The sequence below is a fragment of the Citrobacter sp. KTE151 genome, assembly GCF_000398845.1.
Lineage (GTDB): Bacteria > Pseudomonadota > Gammaproteobacteria > Enterobacterales > Enterobacteriaceae > Citrobacter > Citrobacter braakii.
The window spans coordinates 1350233-1372760 of record NZ_KB976063.1 but is presented as its reverse complement, the minus strand read 5'-3'; the positions used below and the strand labels follow the sequence as shown (position 1 = coordinate 1372760).

Annotated in this window: 21 protein-coding genes; 8 read left to right on the top strand and 13 right to left on the bottom strand. The window is 53.1% G+C overall.

Translation table 11 applies throughout. The features are described from left to right. Nucleotide 1 precedes the first annotated feature (1 nt). The 3 genes from WC7_RS14875 to WC7_RS14885 are packed head-to-tail and all read left to right on the top strand — an operon-like array spanning nucleotide 2 to nucleotide 2272. Complete coding sequence (locus tag WC7_RS14875; protein WP_016152928.1) at nucleotides 2–820, top strand: amino acid ABC transporter ATP-binding protein; 819 nt, start codon at nucleotides 2–4, stop codon at nucleotides 818–820. Beyond that, a complete protein-coding gene (locus WC7_RS14880; protein WP_016152927.1) occupies nucleotides 820–1605 on the top strand; it encodes an amino acid ABC transporter permease in 786 nt (261 codons plus the stop codon). The genes WC7_RS14875 and WC7_RS14880 overlap by 1 nt, the downstream gene beginning before the upstream one ends. Beyond that, nucleotides 1595–2272, top strand: coding sequence for an amino acid ABC transporter permease (locus WC7_RS14885; RefSeq protein ID WP_016152926.1), 678 nt, complete (start codon nucleotides 1595–1597; stop codon nucleotides 2270–2272). Before WC7_RS14880 ends, WC7_RS14885 begins: the two co-directional genes overlap by 11 nt. Nucleotides 2273–2281: 9 nt before the next feature. Here WC7_RS14885 and ydhT read toward each other — a convergent pair whose 3' ends face one another. From ydhT to ttrS, 9 genes are all read right to left on the bottom strand, one after another. After that, entirely contained in the window at nucleotides 2282–3094 is an 813-nt protein-coding gene (gene ydhT, locus WC7_RS14890) for a protein YdhT (RefSeq protein ID WP_016152925.1), read from the bottom strand. 3 nt (nucleotides 3095–3097) lie between these two features. Further along, nucleotides 3098–3883: a thiosulfate reductase cytochrome B subunit gene (gene phsC, locus WC7_RS14895; protein WP_016152924.1), complete on the bottom strand. Its 786-nt coding sequence runs from the start codon at nucleotides 3881–3883 to the stop codon at nucleotides 3098–3100. Next, a complete protein-coding gene (locus tag WC7_RS14900) occupies nucleotides 3880–4548 on the bottom strand; it encodes a 4Fe-4S dicluster domain-containing protein (protein WP_016152923.1) in 669 nt (222 codons plus the stop codon). Before WC7_RS14900 ends, phsC begins: the two co-directional genes overlap by 4 nt. Before the next feature lie 64 nt (nucleotides 4549–4612). Continuing rightward, nucleotides 4613–5278: a YdhW family putative oxidoreductase system protein gene (locus WC7_RS14905; protein ID WP_016152922.1), complete on the bottom strand. Its 666-nt coding sequence runs from the start codon at nucleotides 5276–5278 to the stop codon at nucleotides 4613–4615. Nucleotides 5279–5288: 10 nt separating this feature from the next. Beyond that, on the bottom strand, nucleotides 5289–7391 hold the full coding sequence (locus WC7_RS14910; protein ID WP_016152921.1) for an aldehyde ferredoxin oxidoreductase: 2103 nt from the start codon (nucleotides 7389–7391) through the stop codon (nucleotides 5289–5291). 120 nt (nucleotides 7392–7511) lie between these two features. Then, on the bottom strand, nucleotides 7512–8138 hold the full coding sequence (locus WC7_RS14915) for a ferredoxin-like protein (protein WP_016152920.1): 627 nt from the start codon (nucleotides 8136–8138) through the stop codon (nucleotides 7512–7514). A gap of 482 nt (nucleotides 8139–8620) precedes the next feature. After that, complete coding sequence (gene fumD, locus WC7_RS14920) at nucleotides 8621–8830, bottom strand: fumarate hydratase FumD (protein WP_003029345.1); 210 nt, start codon at nucleotides 8828–8830, stop codon at nucleotides 8621–8623. A gap of 92 nt (nucleotides 8831–8922) precedes the next feature. Continuing rightward, nucleotides 8923–9507, bottom strand: a complete 585-nt coding sequence (gene ttrR / locus WC7_RS14925) for a tetrathionate respiration response regulator TtrR (protein WP_016152919.1) — start codon at nucleotides 9505–9507, stop codon at nucleotides 8923–8925. Further along, nucleotides 9482–11215 (bottom strand): tetrathionate respiration histidine kinase TtrS, encoded by a 1734-nt coding sequence (gene ttrS / locus WC7_RS14930; protein ID WP_202633465.1) that lies wholly within the window; start codon nucleotides 11213–11215, stop codon nucleotides 9482–9484. The genes ttrR and ttrS overlap by 26 nt, the downstream gene beginning before the upstream one ends. A gap of 227 nt (nucleotides 11216–11442) precedes the next feature. Here ttrS and ttrB point away from each other — a divergent pair, with 227 nt between their 5' ends. Genes ttrB through ttrA form a run of 3 tightly spaced genes read left to right on the top strand, consistent with a single transcriptional unit; the run spans nucleotide 11443 to nucleotide 16264 of the window. Beyond that, nucleotides 11443–12177, top strand: coding sequence for a tetrathionate reductase subunit TtrB (ttrB, locus tag WC7_RS14935; RefSeq protein WP_016152917.1), 735 nt, complete (start codon nucleotides 11443–11445; stop codon nucleotides 12175–12177). Further along, nucleotides 12178–13200 (top strand): tetrathionate reductase subunit TtrC, encoded by a 1023-nt coding sequence (gene ttrC, locus WC7_RS14940; RefSeq protein ID WP_016152916.1) that lies wholly within the window; start codon nucleotides 12178–12180, stop codon nucleotides 13198–13200. It begins immediately after the preceding gene. Beyond that, complete coding sequence (gene ttrA, locus WC7_RS14945) at nucleotides 13193–16264, top strand: tetrathionate reductase subunit TtrA (RefSeq protein ID WP_016152915.1); 3072 nt, start codon at nucleotides 13193–13195, stop codon at nucleotides 16262–16264. The genes ttrC and ttrA overlap by 8 nt, the downstream gene beginning before the upstream one ends. A 74-nt stretch (nucleotides 16265–16338) precedes the next feature. Here ttrA and WC7_RS14950 read toward each other — a convergent pair whose 3' ends face one another. The 3 genes from WC7_RS14950 to WC7_RS14960 are packed head-to-tail and all read right to left on the bottom strand — an operon-like array spanning nucleotide 16339 to nucleotide 18856. Further along, nucleotides 16339–17151 carry a MetQ/NlpA family ABC transporter substrate-binding protein gene (locus tag WC7_RS14950; RefSeq protein ID WP_003029358.1) on the bottom strand — a complete coding sequence of 271 codons (813 nt, stop codon included), beginning with the start codon at nucleotides 17149–17151 and terminating at the stop codon, nucleotides 16339–16341. Nucleotides 17152–17172: 21 nt separating this feature from the next. Next, nucleotides 17173–17841 (bottom strand): methionine ABC transporter permease, encoded by a 669-nt coding sequence (locus tag WC7_RS14955; RefSeq protein ID WP_016152914.1) that lies wholly within the window; start codon nucleotides 17839–17841, stop codon nucleotides 17173–17175. Continuing rightward, nucleotides 17834–18856 (bottom strand): methionine ABC transporter ATP-binding protein, encoded by a 1023-nt coding sequence (locus tag WC7_RS14960; RefSeq protein WP_016152913.1) that lies wholly within the window; start codon nucleotides 18854–18856, stop codon nucleotides 17834–17836. The genes WC7_RS14955 and WC7_RS14960 overlap by 8 nt, the downstream gene beginning before the upstream one ends. Nucleotides 18857–19432: 576 nt before the next feature. Here WC7_RS14960 and pykF point away from each other — a divergent pair. Beyond that, nucleotides 19433–20845 carry a pyruvate kinase PykF gene (pykF, locus tag WC7_RS14965; protein ID WP_016152912.1) on the top strand — a complete coding sequence of 471 codons (1413 nt, stop codon included), beginning with the start codon at nucleotides 19433–19435 and terminating at the stop codon, nucleotides 20843–20845. Between the two features lie 309 nt (nucleotides 20846–21154). Then, nucleotides 21155–21391: a murein lipoprotein Lpp gene (gene lpp / locus WC7_RS14970; RefSeq protein WP_003029373.1), complete on the top strand. Its 237-nt coding sequence runs from the start codon at nucleotides 21155–21157 to the stop codon at nucleotides 21389–21391. A gap of 68 nt (nucleotides 21392–21459) precedes the next feature. On the opposite strand, the gene WC7_RS14975 is transcribed toward lpp, so the two are convergent. Next, nucleotides 21460–22464 (bottom strand): L,D-transpeptidase LdtE, encoded by a 1005-nt coding sequence (locus tag WC7_RS14975; protein ID WP_016152911.1) that lies wholly within the window; start codon nucleotides 22462–22464, stop codon nucleotides 21460–21462. Nucleotides 22465–22528 lie beyond the last annotated feature (64 nt).

Below are 22528 nucleotides of genomic sequence, written 5' to 3'. Positions count from 1 at the left end.
TATGCTCTCAGCCCTGTTTCATCGTTGTGCAGTTTCCGCGGCGGATTTTACCCATTTGCGCCAGGCAAGCGTCGAACTGCGCAATGTCATCAAACAGTTTGACACTCACACCGTACTTAACGGCGTCAGCCTGTCAGTTGAACCCGGTGAAGTGGTGACTATTCTGGGCCCTTCTGGCTCGGGAAAATCCACGCTTATACGCCTTATCAATCAGCTTGAGTCGCTCAGCGGTGGCGAGATTTTCATTGATGACAAACCAATTAGTCAGTTGCGCGGGGCAGCATTACGCCAGTTACGCAGCCGTATCGGTTTCGTTTTTCAGCAATTCAATCTCTATTCGCATCTGACAGCGCATCAGAACATCTCGCTGGCGCTGGAATATGTTCACGGTTGGAACAAGGCGGCAGCCGCGCGTCGGGCACTCGAATTGCTGGATCAGGTGGGACTGGCAGAAAAAGCGAGCGCTTATGCCGCACAGTTGTCCGGTGGGCAGCAACAGCGCGTGGCCATCGCCCGCGCGCTGGCCTCATCGCCACAAATCCTTCTGTTTGATGAGCCCACCTCCGCGCTGGATCCAGAAATGATCGGCGAGGTATTACAGGTGATGAAAAACCTGGCCCACAGCGGTATCACCATGATCGTCGTGACCCATGAAATGCATTTTGCCCGTGAGATTGCCGATCGCGTGGTATTCATCGATGGCAGAGAAATTCTTGAAGTGGCCGCGCCGGAGGATTTTTTCACCCGGCCACAGCACCCGAGAACCCAGCGTTTCCTGAAAAAAGTGCTCGACCCGCTACACCAGGAGTCATCGCTATAATGCTTGCAATGGACTGGCAGGGAGTGCTGAGCGGGCAACCTCTGCAATGGATAATTTCCGGTTTTCTCACCACGCTCTGGGTGACACTGGCAGGTGTCGTACTCGCCACGCTCATTGCCATCTTCCTACTCGGCCTGCGTCTGACGGGCCATCGCTTCAACAAAGCGGTGGTCAGTGTATGGGTTTCGGTGTTTCGCAACACGCCTTTACTGGTGCAACTGATGTTCTGGTATTTTGCCGCATGGAACTGGCTGCCCCGCAACGTCATTACCTTCATCAATGCAGAGCATCCCTGGTCTATTCTGCCAGGCGATGTCTGGTGGTTAACACCAGAGTTTATCTGTTCAGCATGGGGGCTGGGCGTATTTACCTCGGCATTTTTGGTCGAGGAGATCGCCTCTGGTTTACAGGCGGTTTCTGCCGGACAACGTGAGGCTGCCGTGGCGCAGGGTTTTTCATCCTGGGCGACGTTTCGTCACATTCTGCTCCCTCAGGGACTGGCGAACGCCTGGCAACCCATTGTTGGGCAATACCTTAACCTGATGAAACTTTCCTCGCTTGCCAGCGGTATTGGATTTGCTGAGCTCACCTACCAGGTGCGGCAAATTGAGAGCTACAACGCGCACGCGCTGGAAGCCTTTGCTGTTGGCACTGCGCTCTATCTGTTCACCGGCATCGTTCTGGGTATGCTGCTTACGCGTCTTGGCCCACGGCCTGCATCGGGTAAATCGTCCAAGGTTAAAACGCGTATCTTCAGCGTCAGGAGCATACTGCATGATCGCTAACATTTCGGTCATTACCGACAATCTTGATTATCTCCTGTGGGGACGGGTGGCCCAGGGACAACCCGGCGGCGTTCTGCTCACGTTGTTAATGGATCTCGGCGCGGCGCTGCTGGCCTTGCCTGGTGGGATAGTTCTTGCCTGCTGCGCCTGGCGTTTTCCGGGCACGGTTCGCAACGGGTTGTTTATCTGGGCGGAGTTTATTCGCGGCATTCCGCTAATCTTTGTGATTTTCTGGATGTGGTATTTGCTACCCATGCTGACCGGAAGCGATCTCCCCGGAGCCGTTACCGTGACGCTGGCGCTGGCATGGTTCACCGCCGCCTCGGTCATGCACTCAGTGTATGCAGGAATTAGCGCGCTGCCTGGCGGGCAATATGATGCTGCCGTGGCTCAGGGTTTTCGCCCGTATCAGGCCCTGTGGCTTATCTTATTGCCGCAGGTGCTGCGTAACGTACTGCCATCGCTGACGGGGATTTTTATTGGATTACTGAAGGACACGTCGCTGGCGTTTATCGTTAACGTGCCGGAACTCACAACGGTTGCGGGTCAGGTTAACAGCCGGGTACAAATCTATCCGGCAGCCATTTTTATCTTTACCGGACTGGTCTATTACCTGCTGTGCCTGAGCCTGGAGAAAATCACCCAACGCCGCTTCGCGTTAAAATGAGATCACGGCTCAACATTCCACAAACTGGTGGTCTTCGTTGAGCCGATATTTCACGCCCGCCCGGATGTTATTTTCCCCCTCAACGGCAAGCGCAAAACGCATTCTCTCGCCATCGTGATAGGCCAGCGCCGCGCAGCCGCCGGGACCGAGTATTATCGAATCGACAACACCGGTACTGGCAACAACGGCGTTCTCTCCGCTGGCAATAATGTGGATGTTGTCGGCGCAGTTGGCGATTTTAGACTCTGCGCCAAAACAGGCCAACTGAGTTAAATCACCACCGCAGGCAATCCGATTTCTGTCGCCGAGCGAACTGATGCGTACGCGCATGCCGGTACTGGCGATACGCGTCCCGTCACCCACGCTACTAATACGTGCCGAATTTCCCGCAACCGCAATTCGCCCGCGATCGCCTGAACTGCCGATATGCGCGTTATAGCCTACGCTACCAATACGTGCGCTGTAACCTGCGCTGGCGATCTGTGCGGCATACCCGGCGCTGGTGATTTTAACGTTATCGCCTGCACAACTGAATCGGGCATTATCTTCCGCACTCGCCAGCGGACGGCTGATTTCCCCCGCCGTTTGCACACGGGAAATATTCCCCATCGCGCGAATATCCTGCTGGGCAAAACTCGCCTCTTCCCGCCATTTTGACCAGCCGTATTCCACCAGACTATTTGCCCAGTCTGTATACCCTTCCCGCTGGAGTGCACGATGGACATCAGCATAGCTTCCGCCAGTTGGAAACGCGCGTAGAAACCAGCGATACATTACGGGCCCAACGCGCCAGGCCCGTAAGTCACTTCGCGTAATCATCATCGCTTAATGCCGGTGATAGCCATCCACCATACACTTGAAGGTTTCGCCCGGCGTACGACCTGTCGTGCAGAGATAAAGATGCCCAAAAATGAAAAACAGACTGATTATTGCCAGCGCGAAGTGCGCCTGGAGCAACCAGTAACGCACGCCGGGGAACAGGTCACCGACAACCGTCGGATAGAGCGATAACAACCCTGAGATCAGCAGCAGTGGCAGTAAGCCATACATCACGCCAACATAGGCCGCCTGCTGTAGCGGGTTGAATTTAGAACGCTTTGATGCCGGGAATGGGTGTGACTCGCCCTGCATAATGCCAAACAGGTAAAAACGCGTTTGTCTTTGCGCTCGTCCGATCCAGCCCTGACGTTGAATAATATAGTGATGCCCGTTGCCGCCAATCAGATTGATCAGGACAAAGCCAATCCAGCAAGCGAGCAGCAAAAAGCCGCAGACCTCATGCACGGTAAGCAGGCTTTTCATCACCGACGCACTGACGACGGAAAAGTGATTGACCAGGCCACTGACCAGAAGTAGCAGAAATAGCAGCGCATTCGACCAGTGCCACAAACGAACGGCCTTCGAGTATAAATAGACTTTCTCACCGTGCCCTGCCGACGCTTTATGTGCGGCCCGAAAGCGCAGCATGGCGTGTAGCGCCAGCACCAGCCACATCCCCACCAGCATTAATCCGGCGATGACCAACCACACAGGCCAGTAGTCCGGTGAAAACAGGGGAACATACTGCGCAAGCTGGGCGTGAAACTGTTCGGCATTCTGCGACGCGTTCATACATTTTCCTTTTTAATCAAATGTTGACCGAACCGACGATACAAATGGGGTTTCCCGGCGCCTGCAAGTTGATGCTCGTAATACTTATTTTCTCTCAACCAGGTCTGAATTTCCGGACTATCTTCGCGACCAAAAATCAGCGCATGTTCCGGGCAGGCGTTAACACAGATCGGCGGGAAACCTTTCGCCAGACGAGATTCAGCGCAGAAGTCGCATTTATCCGCCACTTTGGTCTGCGGGTTGAGATAGCGCACCTGATAAGGACACGCGCCAATACAGTAACTGCAGCCGATACAGGAAGACGTGTCTACCCGCACAATGCCGTTGTCATCTCGCCATGAGGCGCCGGTCGGACACACCTCAATACAGGGGGCATCATCACAGTGCTGGCAGGACTGACGGAAGTAGTGATACAGCGTTTCGTTGTCGTTGTCCGAAACCGGAATATGAGCTATCGACAAACGGCTACCCTGCGCAGGAACATGGTTGGTTTTCCTGCATGCGCGGGCGCAGATATTACATCCGTTACACAGTGATTCATCGTGAATCATGACGTAATGTACGTCTTTAGAACTCCTGGTACTCGCTAACAGATTTTGACCTGGGCCAGTGAAAAAAATCACCGTCCCCATGCCAATGACAAATTTTCGTCGGGTGAAGGACATCGGGTTATCCTCTAATACTGTGACAGTGGTCGTCCACACGTTCCATGACATCAACCTGAATAATTCAGGGGTTCTGATACTGCTCAACCTCAAGCCATTCGCACAGGCCGTACGCTTTGCCATAACTCATAAAACGTTCGCTGAACAAATAAGGCTCCGCATTTGACGATTCCACAGTCCGTATATCTGCATAATCAGGATGCGTTTCCATGGTCGTGAGCGCAGCGGCAATCTGTTGAGACTCAAAGCGATACGGCGGTTGCGTCAACATGGCGACCTTATAAGGGCGAGGATACGTTCGACAGTCGAAGCGTACCGCCTCGGCAATCGCACGGCAGATGTCGTTTTCCACCACCTGCACACACATGTCGGCGTAATTTGCCGTCATGGTTTGCGTCGAATAGAAATATGCTTCTTCCGCACCCTGCACACAGGTGATATCCGCACCATTCGCGTCCTGGCCCAGCACATCCAGCAGCGCGGAAAGATCGGTTTCAGGAACCGAATAAGGCGGCAGCAAAAAGACACTGCGCGCCACCAGTTGCCCCGATGCTGAATGCTGACGGATAAAATCTGCCACAATCAACTCCGGGCTGGCTGGTTCCTGAACCTGGGGCGCATTCATCTGTTCTACAGGCGGGTGAAACGCCTGCAGCCACTGTCTCTTTCGGCTATCCACTTCGTCAGGAAACGCCTCAACGGGGGTCAGAACGTCGCTCACGTTAGTCATCTCGCATTCCTTACGCCGGCAACAGATCTTGTGCAGCCAAATCAGCGGCTACATCTTCAAGTCCGAGTCGGTTCAGGGTTTCACGCGTTGGGCAACCCAGCTCTGGATCCCAGCCCATTTCCTGATAGAACATCGTCAGCGACTGACGCATATCTTCCCGGTCCATCTTGTCGGTCCCTTCAGTGAAGACCGGGATCTTCGGATCTTTATCAAACACCCAGGAGCAGATGAGATCGTGCTCATTGCGCATATCTTTGGTTTGCATCAATTTGACCGTATAGGCACGGTGCAGGGTAAAGATGCGTTCAGCGGCCAGGTCCAGACTCTCCTGCGTGGTTTCATCGCCGGTGACCGCCTGGAAGAATTTTGCTTCCAGATCCAAATCGCCGCGATAGTTACGGCTCTTGAGTGGTGAAACCGTCATCGGCCACACCCAGTTGCACAGCGTAACCGCGTTATGCAGGCAGACTTTCAGCAGCGTCCATTTGGCGTATTTGATCTTGGCGGCATTGATCGGGGTGTAGTTTTTGGTTTCGTCGTATGCATCCTGCGAACCAAATAGCTCGCCCGCCACTTCGCGCTGTAATTTCAGCGGTAAACCGGAACCGATGAAGTTGATATGGGTGTGCGCCATACAGTCACGGTTAAACATACAGTTGGTGATAGCCCCCACCTGTGCAGAGGCCTCGTTTGCATGGTGGACAGGAAAACCAAACGGCGACCACAGTTTATTTTTGGCATAACCCCAGTACTCTTCGCCCAAATCCCAGCGTTCCGCAATGGCATACGATCCGTCCGCAAGATGGCTGAGTTCCCCCACGCGATGCGCCAACCGGTAGTAAAAATCCTTAATAAAATGAGGATCGCCCGCTTCCAGCTGATCCCAGCGGATCTCCGCATACTCTTCAGCTGGCAGTACGCGCTTAAAGACGCCTTTCGAATAGCAGTAAGTAAAATCACGGTGCAACTGCCCGTAGTTACACCAGATGCCATAATCATCAAACAGGTTCAGACCAATCAGATTTCCCACCACGCGCCCATCGTCTTTATCGTCGAAATCTTTCGGGCCATTGGGGAAAATGGTGGTGTGGACAAAGTTCGCCACGCAGGTGTTACCGCCGGTACTTGGCACGCCAAAATCTTTCACCCGCGGGACATTGAGCTGCGACATACAGCGAATGGGGCATGAATGGCAGCCGCTCATTTTGACCGTGTATTTCTCAGCGGCTGGCCCCAGATCGAACACGGATTTATAGGTACGGAAACCCACGGTATTCTGGTTACCCGGCGGGATTTCCCCGGTTTCGATTGGTCCCCCTTCTGCCGCGCCCCAGAACAGTCCCTTACGGGCCGTCCAGCGCGAGTTTGGCGAAGAGTATTCTGCCCAGGCCTGCGGGGTGCTTGGCACAACGTGGTTGTTGTTGGCACCGATGAGCTCGGTCATCATGTAATCATTGAGCCGCTTCATCTCTTTACGATCGGCAATATTGACCCCTTTGGTCCCTTCTACCGCAATGGCCTTCAGGTTTTTCGACCCCATTACCGCGCCAGTACCTGCGCCTCCGCTGTGGTTGCGACTGTTGATCATGCAGGAGAGCGGCACCAGATTTTCACCCGCCTGACCAATAGCGGCGACGCAGGTTTCCGGGCTGGTAATGCGGCAAATCTCTTCGGTTGTGGCGCGCGTTCCCTTACCCCACAGGAAATCGGCTTTTTCGATGCTGACCTTTTCGTCTTTAATGTTGATCCAGACAGGCGTCGCGGACTTGCCTTCGATAATAATGGCGTCGTAACCGGCGAATTTCATTTGCGCAGCAAAGAAGCCGCCCATATGAGCATCCACCACTAAATTGCCTTTGGTAAAAGTCGATAAGGAGGTGATATTGACGCGGGAGCTACAAGGGGCACCAGAGCCCGTTAATGGCCCGGTGGCGAAAACCAGTTTATTCCCTTCATCAAAAGGCAAGGTGCCTGGCGGGACTTCGTCGTACATAATTTTATAACCAAAGCCCATCCCGCCGACAAATTTTTTAAATTTACTGGAATCTTCAAGGGTGATATTCCCCGTGGTGAGATTGACCCGTAAAATATTACCTGTCCAACCATTAGCCATCATGTTTTCCTTTGCAAGAAGGTTTAATAGATATACCCGCCATCCTTCAGGCAGTTTTTTTTTGCAAAACTGCGATATTTTTGGCAATTAATGACGCGTATCAGGCATACCTGCTATCTATCAAACAGTAATATCTTTCCACTCGATAATTTTTAATGCCCCAGTCGGACAAGCATTGGCGCACTCCCCACATAACACACATTTTGAGGATTTTTTTGTTTCGGTATTCACGGTCGCCATCATCCACGGGCAGGCGGTGGTACAAGCGCTGCAGCCAATACAACGTTTATGATCCACCGCAATACAGCCGTCTTCCTGTTTCCAGGTAATAGCGCCAATGGGGCAGACCTTCATGCATTGCGGATCTTTGCACTGACGGCAGGTATCAGCGGTATAGTTTAAATCGCCATAAAGTCCGCCACCGGACCCGACGCCATCATCGCCAAAGAAGAAGTTGCGATGGATTTTTATACGGGAAAAGAAAGTCCCCACGGCACCATCGTTATAATTGGTACAGGAAATTTCACAGCGGTGGCAGCCAGTACAGCGCGCTCGCTGGGTCACCAGCACCCCTTTCGGCGTATTGATAAGCCCCACGGTACCGCTGTCGATATCTTCCTGCTTACAGCCAAAAAGTGATAACAGTGCAGGGGCGATGGTTAATCCCGCCAAACCTTTTCCTGATATCCGCAGAAATTCAAGCCGCGTTAAACCACAATCTAAAAATGGACGATCAACCTGATTCATTTATTTCGCATCCTCTTCGCAAACGCTGTGTTAGCAACACCTCCAGGCTAAATTAAACCCGTGCAGCTCAAGCCATTTCGGGCGGTTAATGTTGCCAACAACACGTAAATTTTTGCCCTAACCTGATCGCGTAAAATGACGGTGGTTAAACTGAATGAATCTAATCCTTTAGGGTTAGGCGTAAAGATAATGTGGTTATTCAGCGCTCATAGTTTTGATCGTCATCAATTAAAAAACGGAAGGGAAATAATAAATGCGGAGTGAGATTTATTATCATTAAGATAAGTTGAAATAATATTTCACATGCTTTGCAAATATTTGTGACTCTACTCGCATATATATTTTAATATATCATTCGGAATATAACTCAATACACAGCGAAGGTTACTCTTCTAATTTCAGCACTAAATTATATATATTGATAAATTAACGTGACGAGAATAAAAGGACGGCGAACGAGACCACCATCCTCTTTTTGTGGATTAACCGGCTAATGCTTTAATTACGGTCTCAATAGCCTGTTTTTCTAACTCGCTGCGCTTCACGCGCTGGTTGGCGAGGGTGGTTCTCAGTACTCCCGCAATGACGATATGCTTAGGCTCTTGTCCCAGATCGCGCATTTCCAGCACTACTTTACCGACTACTCTGCACATTTCACGGTACAACTCATCGTCTTTGGTCTGATTTCCCATTTTTTCCCGCTCGTCATTAACTCAAACCAACAGCATATATCAGTCTGACGGATTAGACAAAATTCAATGAAAATCAAATAAATGTCATAAATTTACTGAATCCTCTGCAGTCGATTAACCAGTTCAGCAAGACTCCCCGCCTGCATTTTTTCCATCACCCGCGCCCGATGAACCTCAACCGTGCGCACGGCAATATTCATGGCATCAGCAATTTCCCGATTCATTAACCCTTTTGCTACCAGTCGCGCCAGCTCTCGCTCCTTTGGCGTAAGCTGCTGATAGCAAACCACGATCTCTTGTCGCGAAAAGGCGGCGTGAGAAATCTGCACTGCATGCTCTAACGCCGCTTGCAGAGGCGCTGCGGAAACCGGCTTTTGCAAAAAATCGACCGCACCGCGTTTCATTTGCTCAACCGCCATCGGCACATCGCCATGCCCGGTGAGAAATACCACCGCCAGCGTACTCTCACGCTGGCGCATGGCTTCATGCACAGCATGCCCATCCAGTACAGGCATACGCATATCCAGCAAAAGTACGCCCACCTGATGCAGATTTGCCTCAGCGAGGAATGTTTCGCCTTGCTCCCAGCAACACACCTCATATCCCAGACTTTCCAGTAAAAACGCGCAAGCCTGGGTGACGGCAATATCGTCATCCAGCAGATGAATGATTGCCACGACGGCCTCCCTCCGGGTTTTGCTTAAAATGTAATGTCACTACAACGCCCGCTTTTTCATCTGGAGCCTGATGATTTTTGATCTCAATGTCTCCGTTTGCGTAGCGCACCAGCCGCTGACAAATGGCTAACCCCAGCCCCATGCCCTCTTTACGGGTGGTCATAAACGGCTGAAAAGCCTGGTACAGCTGCACCTCATCAATACCTCCGGCGTTATCCTGCACCTGAATACTCACATCACCATCCTCACGCTGAGCGCTAAACCACACGGTGGTTGCCCCCGCCTGGGCGGCGTTGAGAACCACATTGGCCAGTATCTGTTCGAGGAGAACACTCGGCAACGTTAATGTTAACGCCTTACCGATCTGCGTTTGCAGCGCTACCGCCGGGAATTGCTGTGGCATGCGTAATAATTGCCAAACGTGATGGATAGCATCATGAACGTTGACGACCTGCCAGTCATCGGTCATCACCGGATTGCCCTGTGCCTGGCTGACCCACTGGCGTAGATTGTGCAGCGTATCAGCCCCCCGCTGCGCCTGGGTATCAATGTGCTCCAGCGCGGGCAGCAGTGGATGCTGTTGATCCTGACTACGCAGGCGGATCAGACAGCCCTGCGCATAATGACGGATAGCCGATAGCGGCTGATTGAGCTCGTGGGCAAAACCCGACGTCATCTCGCCAAGCACGCTCATTTGGCGAGCGGTTTCCAGCTCCTGTTCCTGTTTGCGCAACAATACGTTGTTTTGCTCCAACTGCCTGCCGCGTCGGCGGACCAGCAGCATCACCCAGATGTAATTGAGCGTCAGCAACAACAAGACAAGAGCCGCGGCCCCCATCGCCAGCCGATGTTGAATAAACCAGCTTTTGACATCCAGCCACAGCTGGCGCTGCTGCGGATGCTGGCGGACATCGCGCAGCAGCGCTTCCACCTCGCGGGTCGAGGCGGGCGCCCCCCAGCGAAACGTCGCGTTTTGCGACGCATTGAACAGGGCACGCGTGACGCGATCGGCCAGCTCGTCGCTTACCGCAGGCAGTGCCGCAAATGACCAGTCAGGATAGAGCGGCGTACTGGTTAAACAGGGTATCGACGTTGGATGGTTAAGCACGGCCGTAAAATCTGTTTTACGAATAAGCCCTTCTTCGTCCATTTTTTCCAGCAGGCACACCGGCACAATCACCGCCTGCACGGCTTTTTCGCGTAATAAATAGAGTAAGGCATCGGCGGGAAATCCGGTAAACGTCAGGCGCAAATCGCGATCCGGGCGCAGCCCGGCATCGCTGAGCGCTTTATATCCCAGCAAATAGCCGCCAAATGCCTGAGCATCAATGGCACCCACCGTTTTGCCGATCAGATCGTGTGCGGAGGTTATCCCGCTATCGCGCCTGACGAGGATCGCGCTGCCAATCACATTACTGGTGGCTTTCCCCCCGCGAGTAGAACGGAGTGACGCCAACCAGCGTAGCGCAGCGCGGCTGTTTAGTTGAACAAATTGCGCCGGATTAGTGACCACAAATTGTACCGTTCCACGATTCACCGCCTCCTGCATCTGCCGCAGGTCCAGCGGTTGAATATGAAACTGTTCGCCGGGAATTTGCTGATTCAACAGGGTTTCCAGCGGCTGCCAGTGATTACGTGTGGAGACCTCCCCACGCATCGCCAAAACGCCAATGTTCCATGTCTGGGCCCTGACCACACCGCTTAGCATCCATAGCGACACCAGCACCGTCAGACATTTTGCTACGTTGCGTCCCACTCAATTATCCCTGTCAATTATGTTGTTTTAGATCAACAACAAGCCGGGTATGTGGTTAACCACAATAGAGTACCCCCCGTCACGATTTTTACACTGTAAATCATCAAGATTCTTTATTCATCACACGCAAACCAACGGCGTGACCAATGTTTCGTTGTTGCATCGTGACGGGAGAAAATATGGACAGCAGTAAACGGCAGTTTCTCCAGCAACTGGGCGTCCTGACCGCTGGCGCATCACTGGTACCCTTGGCTCAGGCGCAATTTCCCTTCTCGCCTGAACGCCATGAAGGCTCACTTCAGCATCGCTACGCCATGCTGGTTGACCTGCGACGCTGTATCGGCTGCCAGGCCTGTACTGTCAGTTGCGCCATTGAAAACCAGACGCCGCAGGGTGAATTTCGCACCCTCGTTAACCAGCACCAGGTGCAGATTGAAGGTCAGCAGAGCGTCACCAACGTCCTGCTGCCGCGGCTGTGCAACCATTGTGATAATCCTCCCTGCGTGCCCGTTTGCCCGGTACAGGCTACCTTCCAACGCGAAGACGGCATTGTGGTGGTCGACAACACGCGCTGCGTGGGCTGCGCCTACTGCGTGCAGGCCTGCCCTTATGATGCGCGGTTCATCAACCATGAAACACAAACCGCCGATAAATGTACCTTTTGCGTTCATCGCCTCGAAGCTGGCTTGCTCCCGGCCTGCGTGGAATCCTGCGTCGGCGGCGCGCGCATCATAGGCGATATCAAAGATCCGCACAGCCGGATTTCTCAAATGCTGCGTGAACACCATGACGCCATCAAAGTCCTGAAACCGGAAAACGGGACATCACCGCACGTGTTCTATCTGGGTCTGGACGAAGCGTTTGTAACCCCGTTGATGGGACGTGCTCAACCCGCTCTCTGGCAGGAGGTTTAAATGAACCATTCACTGGTTATTGAAGAGGTTCTGGCCCATCCCCAGGACGTAAGCTGGTTACCCTGGGCCGTACAATATTTCTTTTTCATCGGCATTGCCGCCTGCGCCGCGCTGTTCGCCTGCGTACTTCACTGGCGTAAACAAGAGATGCCGGAACTGGAAAACCTGACGCTGTTAATCGCCCTGACCTGCGCGATTACCGCGCCGCTGGCGCTGACCGCTGACTTACACCAAACCGCCCGCGTCTGGCATTTCTACGCCTGGCCGACGCCGTGGTCCTGGATGCCCTGGGGCGCGCTGTTTTTACCGCTATTTACCGGCTTCTTAGGTCTGTGGTTTCTGGCGCAGCATGTTAAACGGTTAACGCTTAAAAGTTACAGTGTCACTAAGTGGCTGGCGATAGGTAGCGCCTTGTCAGCCATCGGGTTGCTGGTATACACCGGCCGCGAAGTGTCGGTAGTGCAGGCGCGTCCTGTCTGGTTCAGCTACGCCTTTCCGGTTGCGATGTTCCTCAGCGCGCTGCAAACGTTTCTCGCCCTGCTCATCGCCGCGATAAAACGCGAGGGAACATTGGCCCGCAAACTGGCGTGGGGGCAGACAGTCACCCTGATGGTACTGGCTTTGGTCGTGGTGATATGGGTGAGCGGCAATACGCTTTCCGGTTCGGCTATTCGCCAATGGCTGAACGTTGCCCCGTTAGCACGACACTACGCCATCGGTTGGGTTGCGCTATGGCTTGTTTCGCTTGTCCTGTGCGGGCTGGTGCTCCGTAACCCCTTATCGCTGCCGCTGCGCATATTACTTGTATTTAGCGCGATGGCGCTGTGCTGGCTGATGCGCTGGACGTTACTTATCCAGGTGCAGACCGTACCGAAATTTAACGCGCTGTTTAATCCTTATACCCTGCCCGGTGGTACCGATGGCTGGCTGGCCATTGTGGGCACCTTCGGCCTGTGGATAGCACTGATCATTATTGTTCGTGAAGCCCTGAACGCGATCGCAAGGAGAATGCAACATGGCTAATTTAACCCGTCGTCAGTGGCTTAAAGTAGGCCTTGCCGTAGGTGGTATGGTGACTTTTGGCCTGAGTTATCGGGATGTGGCAAAGCGCGCGATAGACGGTTTGCTGGACGGCTCCTCGGGCAAAATTACCCGAGACCGCATCTTTGGTAACGCCCTCATCCCCGAAGCCAATGCCCAGCCGCGCTGGCAGCAGAACCCGCAGCAGGTTATCTCCATGACACAGTGCTTCGGCTGCTGGACGCAGTGTGGCGTGCGGGTGCGCGTTGACAGCGAACAAGGCAAGGTGTTGCGCATTGCGGGCAACCCCTATCACCCATTGTCTCACGAGCACCATATTGACGCCTCCGTCCCCTTTGCCACCGCAATGGAACAACTGGCGGGCGAAACGGGTCTTGACGCGCGTTCCACGGCCTGCGCCCGTGGCGCAACCTTACTTGAAGGTTTATACAGCCCATTACGCATTCTCCAGCCCATGAAACGTGTCGGCAAACGCGGTGAGGGAAAATGGCAGCGCATCAGCTTCGAACAGCTGATCAAAGAGGTGGTGGAAGGCGGCGACTTGTTTGGTGAAGGCCACGTTGACGGCTTGCGGGCAATCCATGACACCAACACACCGCTTGATGCCAGACATCCCGGCTATGGCCCTAAATCCAATCAACTGCTGGTCACCAATACCAGCGATGAAGGACGTGATTCATTTTTGCGCCGCTTTGCATTAAATAGTTTTGGCAGTAAAAACTTCGGCGCTCATGGCGCTTACTGTGGTCTGGCATACCGTGCCGGTTCCGGTGCGTTAATGGGCGATCTGGATAAAAATACCCACGTGAAGCCCGACTGGGACAACGTCAAATTCGCGCTATTTATGGGAACGTCTCCGGCGCAATCCGGTAACCCGTTTAAGCGCCAGGCTCGCCAACTGGCCAGCGCCCGTTTACGCGACGACTTCCGTTATGTGGTGGTGGCACCGGCCCTGCCATTGACCACGGTGCAGGCTGACAATCGCGGCCACTGGCAGCCTGTACGTCCGGGAAGTGACTCCGCGCTGGCGATGGGGATGATCCGTTGGATTATCGAAAAACAGCGTTATAACGCCGATTATCTCACCATTCCCGGCGTACAGGCCATGCAGCAGGCCGGGGAAAAAAGCTGGACTAACGCCACGCATCTGGTGATTACCGATGAGCTTCCAACCCTTGCCGGACAGCATTTAACCCTCGCGCACCTGAGTGCAAATGCCGCCCAGGAGCCGGTGGTCATTAACGAGGCCGGCGAAATTGTCGCCGCCAGCAGTTGCCCACGCGCGCAGCTGTTCGTCACCCGCCAGGTCACGCTGGCAGACGGTCAGACGGTGACGGTAAAAAGCAGCTTCCAGTGTCTGAAAGAGTCCGCCGGGAAACTAACGCTGACGCAGTACAGCCAGCAATGCGGCGTGTCTGAAGCTGACATTGGCGCCCTGGCCGACGCGTTTACCCGCCATGGCCGCCAGGCGGCGGTGATTACGCACGGTGGAATGATGGCAGGCAATGGATTTTATAACGCCTGGTCGGTGATGATGCTCAATGCGTTGATTGGCAATCTCAGTCTTGAAGGCGGCGTGTTTGTCGGCGGCGGCAAGTTCAATGGCGCCACCGACGGTCCGCGCTACAACATGGACAGCTTCGCCGGGAAGGTAAAACCAAAAGGATTAAGCATCGCGCGCAGTAAAACTGCTTATGAGTCTTCCGAAGAGTATCGCAATAAGGTGGCCGCCGGACAATCGCCCTTCCCGGCCAAAGCCCCGTGGTATCCGTTTGTCGCAGGCCAGCTTACTGAACTCCTCGTCTCGGCGCTGGAAGGCTACCCTTATCCGCTGAAAGCCTGGATCTCCAACATGACCAACCCGTTCTACGGCATCGCAGGGTTGCGCGGCGTGGCGGAAGAAAAGCTCAAGGATCCTGCGCGTCTGCCGCTGTTTATCGCTATTGACGCCTTTATGAACGAAACCACGGCGCTGGCCGATTACATCGTGCCGGATACCCACAACTTCGAAAGTTGGGGATTCAGCGCCCCGTGGGCCGGCGTTGCCAGTAAAGCCACCACCGCGCGTTGGCCGGTAGTGACAGCGGCAACCAGCAGTACCGCTGATGGTCAACCCGCCTCGATGGAATCTTTCTGTATCGCAGTGGCAAAACGCATCGGGCTCCCCGGATTTGGTGACAATGCGATTACCGATCCGCAGGGCAATCACTATCCGTTGAATCGTGCGGAAGATTACTACCTGCGACTCGCCGCCAATATTGCGTTTATGGGCAAAGCGCCGGTCGCTGAAGCGCAACCGGAAGACCTGGCGCTGACTGGGGTACAGCGGATCGTGCCTGTGATGACCCAAACACTGAAAGCCGATGAAATCAGCCGGGTGGCGTTTATCTACTCCCGCGGTGGGCGTTTTGCGCCAGACAACAGCGGGCGGGTTGAGAATCGGATAGGCAATGCGTGGGAAAAACCGCTACAAATCTGGAATGCGGACGTCGCCGCGCACCGCCATGCAATTACCGGCGAGCGCTACAGCGGCTGCCCGGCCTGGTATCCTTCACGACTGTCAGATGGGCGTGCGGTCGAGGAGTTGTTCCCGGAACAAGAGTGGCCGCTGAAACTGATTTCTTTTAAATCCAATACCATGTCCAGCGCCACGGCGGTGATCCCACGTCTGCATCATCTGAAGCCGGTTAATCTGGTGGCGCTTCATCCGCAGGATGGTCAACGATATGGTTTAGCGCACGGCGATATGGTGCGTATCACCACGCCTGGCGGTCAGGCGCAGGCGCAGATAAGCCTGCTTAATGGCGTGATGCCGGGCGTGATCGCCATTGAACACGGTTATGGGCATAAAGAAATGGGCGCGGCGCAGCATACGCTCGACGGCAAGCCGATGGCGTTTGACGCACAAATAAGGTCGGGGATTAATCTCAACGATTTGGGCTTTGCGGATCCTACCCGGCAGGTAGCCAATACCTGGCTTGACTGGGTGTCAGGTGCAGCGGTGCGTCAGGGTTTACCAGCGAGGATTGAGCGAGTGAAACTCTAGCGCCGGATGGCCACACCAACGCGTTTTATCCGGCCTACAGAACGTCGTAGGCCGGATAAGGCAATGCCAGCGGATCAGTTATTTACCGGGATCACCGCACCTTTATATTTGGTGCGGATCCAGTCCTGGATCTCTTTTGAGTGCAGGACATCAACCAGCGCCACGATATCTTTTTTCTTCTCGTCGCCACGATGCACGGTAATGATGTTGGCATACGGGTTGTTTTCACCACTTTCGACAGCGATAGGATCTTTCACCGGATCCAGCCCGGCGTCGATGGCGTAGTTGGCGTTAATCACCACCGCATCGCCTTCGTCATTGTTATACATCTGCGGTAACAGCGCGGCTTCCACGTTAGGCAGAAACTTCAGTTTTTTCGGGTTCTCGACGATATCGCTAATGCGCGCGGTGACTTTATCCACGCCCGGTTTCAGCTTGATTACGCCCTCTTTTTCGAAAATCGACAGAATACGGCCTTCCTCAGATACCGCATCGCGCATGATGACCTTGCCGCCTTCCGGCAGATCTTTAAGCGATTTTACTTTTTTCGAATAGATCCCAATTGGCTCGATGTGAATCGCTCCGGCGCTGACGAAATCATAGGTTTTATCGCCCGCATGATCTTTAATCACGCTGTTCAGGTACGGAATATGCTGGAAGTAGTTAGCGTCAATCTCACGGCCAGCCAGCGCGGTGTTGGGCAGAATGTAATCCTGGAACGGTTTAATCTCTAAATCGATCCCCTGCTTTGCCAGAATAGGCTTAGCCTGCTCAAGGATCTCCGCGTGCGGCACGTTAGAGGCGCCAACGGTCAGAGTATCGGCCCAGGAGGCAAAGCTCAGGGCGCTTAAGGTTGCTGCGGCGAGTAACGTCAGTGATTTTTTCATGATAATGGTTTCCGTATTTTATTAGCGTTTATCTAACAGAGAGGTGATCACATCGCCGCAAAGCTGGATGATGAAGACAATGAGCAAAATCGTCACCGTCGCCACCAGCGTGACGTCGCTGTGGTTGCGCTGGAATCCTTCCAGATAGGCCAAATTCCCTAAACCACCGGCGCCAATCACCCCTGCCATCGCGCTGTAGCTGACCAGCGCAATCAGCGTCACGGTGATCCCGGACACCAGAGCAGGAGAGGATTCCGGCAGTAAAACCCGAAAAATAAGCGTGCTTAGCCGTGCGCCCATTGAACGCGTCGCTTCAATAACGCCTTTGTCGACTTCACGCAGGGCAATTTCGACCAGACGCGCATAAAACGGTGCGGCCCCTACGATCAGCGCAGGCAACGCGGCATTAGCGCCGAGAATGGTGCCAACCATCGCTTTGGTAAACGGGATCAGCAGCACGATCAGAATGATGAACGGGATGGAACGAAAGATATTCACCACCAGCGAAATAACGCTATACACCGCGCGATTGTGAAACAGTCCGCCGCGTGCGGTCAGGAACAGCGCCAGACCAAGTGCAACGCCCAGGACAAAGGTCGCCGCGCCAGAAAGGACCGTCATGTAGAGCGTTTCCTGGGTTGCTGCCAGCAGTTGCTCCCACTTCAGATGAGGAAACAGTTCTTCAGCCATGGTTGATCACCTCGCCTTCAATGTCGCTCTGGCGCAGATCGGCCAAAATATTGTTCAATTGTTCCTCAGAGGCCACAACGTGCACCCAAAGCTGACCAAACACACCGTGCGCGGTTTGCGTCATCTTGCCGTGTAAAATGTTAAACGGCAGGCCATAGCGCAGGGTCAATTCGCCAACCACAGGCCGATGCGTACGTTGCCCGGTAAACGTTAGCTTGATCACCACACCGCCCAGCTCGCTGGCCAACTGTGGGTTAAACTCGTCTTCCTCGGTGTACTGACTCACCTGACGAACGAACTGTCGGGTGATCGGCTGCTGCGGATGGGTAAAGACGTTGAGCACGTCGCCTTCCTCAACGACCCTGCCGTTTTCCATTACCGCGACGCGATCGCAGATTTTGCGTACCACGTGCATTTCATGCGTGATCAGCACAATGGTTAATTTGAAACGGCGATTAATATCGAGCAGTAAATCGAGGATCTGATCGGTAGTTTGCGGATCCAGCGCCGAAGTGGCTTCATCACACAGCAGAACGTCAGGATTGTTCGCCAGCGCACGGGCAATTCCTACCCGCTGTTTTTGCCCACCGCTCAGCTGAGACGGATACGCATTTTCACGACCGCTCAGCCCCACCAGCGAAATCAGTTCAGCAACTCGCGCTTTAATTGATGCTTTTGGCGCTCCAGCAATTTGCATAGAGAACGCAATATTTTCACTAACCGTTCGTGACCACAGCAAATTGAAGTGTTGAAACACCATGCTGATTTTCAGTCGCGCCTGACGTAAAGATTCCCCACGGGCGGCAGAGATATCGTGGCCGTTAATCGTTACGCTGCCTGAAGTCGGTTTTTCCAGACCATTAAGTAAGCGTATTAAGGTGCTTTTCCCCGCCCCGCTGTAACCAATAATTCCGTAAATCTGTCCCTGTTCAACCGTCAGGTTGACGTTATCGACAGCGGTAATGGCAAGCCTGCCTGGCGTAAACACTTTCGAAATATTTTTCAGGACAATCATGTCGTTTAGGTATCCGCTGCTGCTTATTGTTCTGCTGCTAGCGCTTTTGGCTGTTTAGCAGTATGGATGTCCAAACGAGTGTAATCAGTGAGATTGGCTTTTAAAATGAATTAAAACGCATTTGATATAACTTTTAGAAATATGTTGGTTTGGTCGGCGTTATACACAAAAAGTCAGGGATTGGGATGACAATTACACCTTGTTGCGCAACAAATGCTGCTGCGAATAACCTCTTTATCCATACCTGGAAACAAATTAATGAATATTTTCTGTAAAACTGCACAGAAGTGTTTTGAAACGCTGTTTCCATTTTCCTTTTTGATAATTTTCAGCGTATAATGCGCGCCAATTGTCTCTTGAATGGTTTCAGCACATTGACCTGTAAAACTCAACGACTACAAAACTCACCATCCCGTTGGGCTGAAACACAAGCACACATTCCTCTGCACGCTCTTTCGATGTCACCTATCCTTAGTGCGAGGCATCACAACTTTCGTAACTCAGGTTTAGCTTCCCGTCCGTGCGCGGCGGGAGCCAGATTTCCATATCCTTCTCAACTTAAAGACTAAGACTGTCATGAAAAAGACGAAAATTGTTTGCACCATCGGTCCGAAAACCGAATCCGAAGAGATGTTAACCAAAATGCTGGACGCGGGCATGAACGTCATGCGTCTGAACTTCTCCCACGGGGACTATGAAGAACACGGTCAGCGCATCAAGAATTTGCGCAACGTCATGAGCAAAACCGGCAAGAAAGCCGCAATCCTGCTCGACACCAAAGGTCCGGAAATCCGTACCATCAAACTGGAAGGCGGTAACGACGTTTCCCTGAAAGCGGGCCAAACCTTCACCTTCACCACCGACAAATCTGTCGTCGGCAACAACGAAATCGTTGCAGTGACTTATGAAGGCTTCACTAAAGATCTGTCCGTCGGCAATACCGTTCTGGTTGACGATGGTCTGATCGGCATGGAAGTTACCGCTATCGAAGGTAACAAAGTTATCTGTAAAGTGCTGAACAACGGCGACCTGGGCGAAAACAAAGGCGTTAACCTGCCGGGCGTTTCCATCGCGCTGCCAGCACTGGCTGAAAAAGACAAACAGGACCTGATCTTCGGTTGCGAGCAAGGCGTTGACTTCGTTGCAGCATCCTTTATCCGTAAACGTTCTGACGTCGTTGAAATCCGTGAGCACCTGAAAGCGCACGGCGGCGAAAACATCCAGATCATCTCCAAAATCGAAAACCAGGAAGGCCTGAACAACTTCGACGAAATCCTCGAAGCATCTGACGGCATCATGGTTGCTCGTGGCGACATGGGCGTTGAGATCCCGGTTGAAGAAGTTATCTTCGCGCAGAAGATGATCATCGAAAAATGTATCCGTGCACGTAAAGTCGTTATCACTGCGACCCAGATGCTGGACTCCATGATCAAAAACCCGCGTCCGACCCGCGCTGAAGCCGGTGACGTAGCGAACGCCATCCTCGACGGTACCGATGCAGTAATGCTGTCTGGCGAGTCTGCAAAAGGTAAATACCCGCTGGAAGCCGTCACCATCATGGCAACCATCTGTGAGCGTACCGACCGCGTGATGACCAGCCGTCTGGACTTCAACAACGACAGCCGCAAACTGCGCATCACCGAAGCCGTTTGCCGTGGCGCGGTTGAAACTGCAGAAAAACTGGATGCTCCGCTGATCGTTGTAGCAACCCAGGGCGGTAAATCTGCTCGCGCAGTACGTAAATACTTCCCGGATGCCACCATCCTGGCGCTGACCACCAACGAAACTACCGCGCGTCAGCTGGTGCTGAGTAAAGGCGTAGTTGCACAGGTGGTTAAAGAAATCAGCTCTACCGATGATTTCTATCGTCTGGGTAAAGAAGTCGCTCTGGAAAGCGGTCTGGCTCAGAAAGGAGACGTTGTGGTGATGGTTTCCGGTGCACTGGTTCCGAGCGGCACGACCAACACGGCATCCGTTCACGTGCTGTAATAATTCCAACGCGAATTAATTTGCTTAAAAAAGCGCCCTGGTGGCGCTTTTTTTATTTTATCGATAGCTACAATTAATAAAAAATCAAATCGGATTTCACTATCTAATCCGTGATTATCTAAGATGAATCCGATGGAAGCTTTCTGTTTTCACTCGGGTTTTTAGCCGTTTTTGCACAATTCGATGCTTCTTTGAGCGAACGATCAAAAATAAGTGCATTCCCATCAAAAAAATATTCTCAACATAAAAAACTTTGTGTAATACTTGTAACGCTACATGGAGATTAACTCAATCTAGAGGGTATTAATAATGAATCGTACTAAACTGGTACTGGGCGCGGTAATCCTGGGTTCTACTCTGCTGGCAGGTTGCTCCAGCAACGCTAAAATCGATCAGCTGTCTTCTGACGTTCAGACTCTGAACGCTAAAGTTGACCAGCTGAGCAACGACGTGAACGCAATGCGTTCCGACGTTCAGGCTGCTAAAGATGACGCAGCTCGCGCTAACCAGCGTCTGGACAACGCAGCTACTAAATACCGCAAGTAATAGTATCTGTGTAATAAAAATGGCGCACATTGTGCGCCATTTTTTTTGCTCTGAATTTCCCTTCCCTGTTATTGCGTAGCGCGCACCTCTGCATCCTCTCCCGGCACGCCATTCTGTGCAGACTTCACTTCCGCGCCATTGCTTACGACCGACGCTTGCCCGGCCGTTACGGTGACCGGATAGCCCGCACGACGATACAAGGCTCTTTCCACCAAACTGTTATCCACGGCTTTATTGTCTTTAAACTGGGTAAAACCGGCTGGCAGCACATACGGCATGGTCTGGACGTTTTGCTCCTCTTCCGGCGACAGCGGTCGATGCACCTCAACATAGCGCATTCCGTTCGGCTCTATCGAATATTTTATCGGCTCATTAATCACCCGAACCGGCGTTCCTGTCCGGACCTGAGCAAACAGTGCTTTGATGTCCGGCGCGTTCATGCGAATACATCCAGAACTTACGCGCAGCCCCACGCTGTCCGGCGCACTGGTGCCATGGATCAGATATTCACCGTTTCCATGCGCCAGACGCAGTGCAAAGCGTCCTAACGGGTTATTTGGCCCGGCAGGTACTACCGGCGGTAATGTTATGCCGCGCTCCAAAGAGCGTTTACGGATGCCTGCTGTAGGGGTCCAGGTCGGATTCGGGATTTTCTGCCCAACCCGGGTTTCCATTACCGGCGTTTCCAGCCCCTGCAAACCGATACCAATTGGGAAAACCTGAACAATATTCTCTCCCGGCGGGAAGTAATACAGACGCAGTTCCGCCAGATTCACAATAATGCCTTCTCGGGGTGCATCCGGTAGCAGTAATTGCGAGGGAATAGTAATCAGCGTTCCGGGTTTAGGTACGGGGGCAATAGTATTATTGGCTTCAAGGATCAGCATTGCGGCGGTATCAAACTTACGGGCAATCGCCTGTAGGTTTTTATCGCCTTCCTGCACGGTGTAAGTTTGATTTTGCCCAACAAGACGGCTGTTCGCCTGAGGCAAAGGATAATCGACCGCCCATGCGGCCTGAATAGCGCTGTAAGCGCCGATTAGCATTAACGTAATAACAGACGCGCGTTTCATACTCACCCCCCTGGCGTTCCTGCCGGACGGCGTCGAGCGCCCGATCCGGCCTACGAGTCACTGC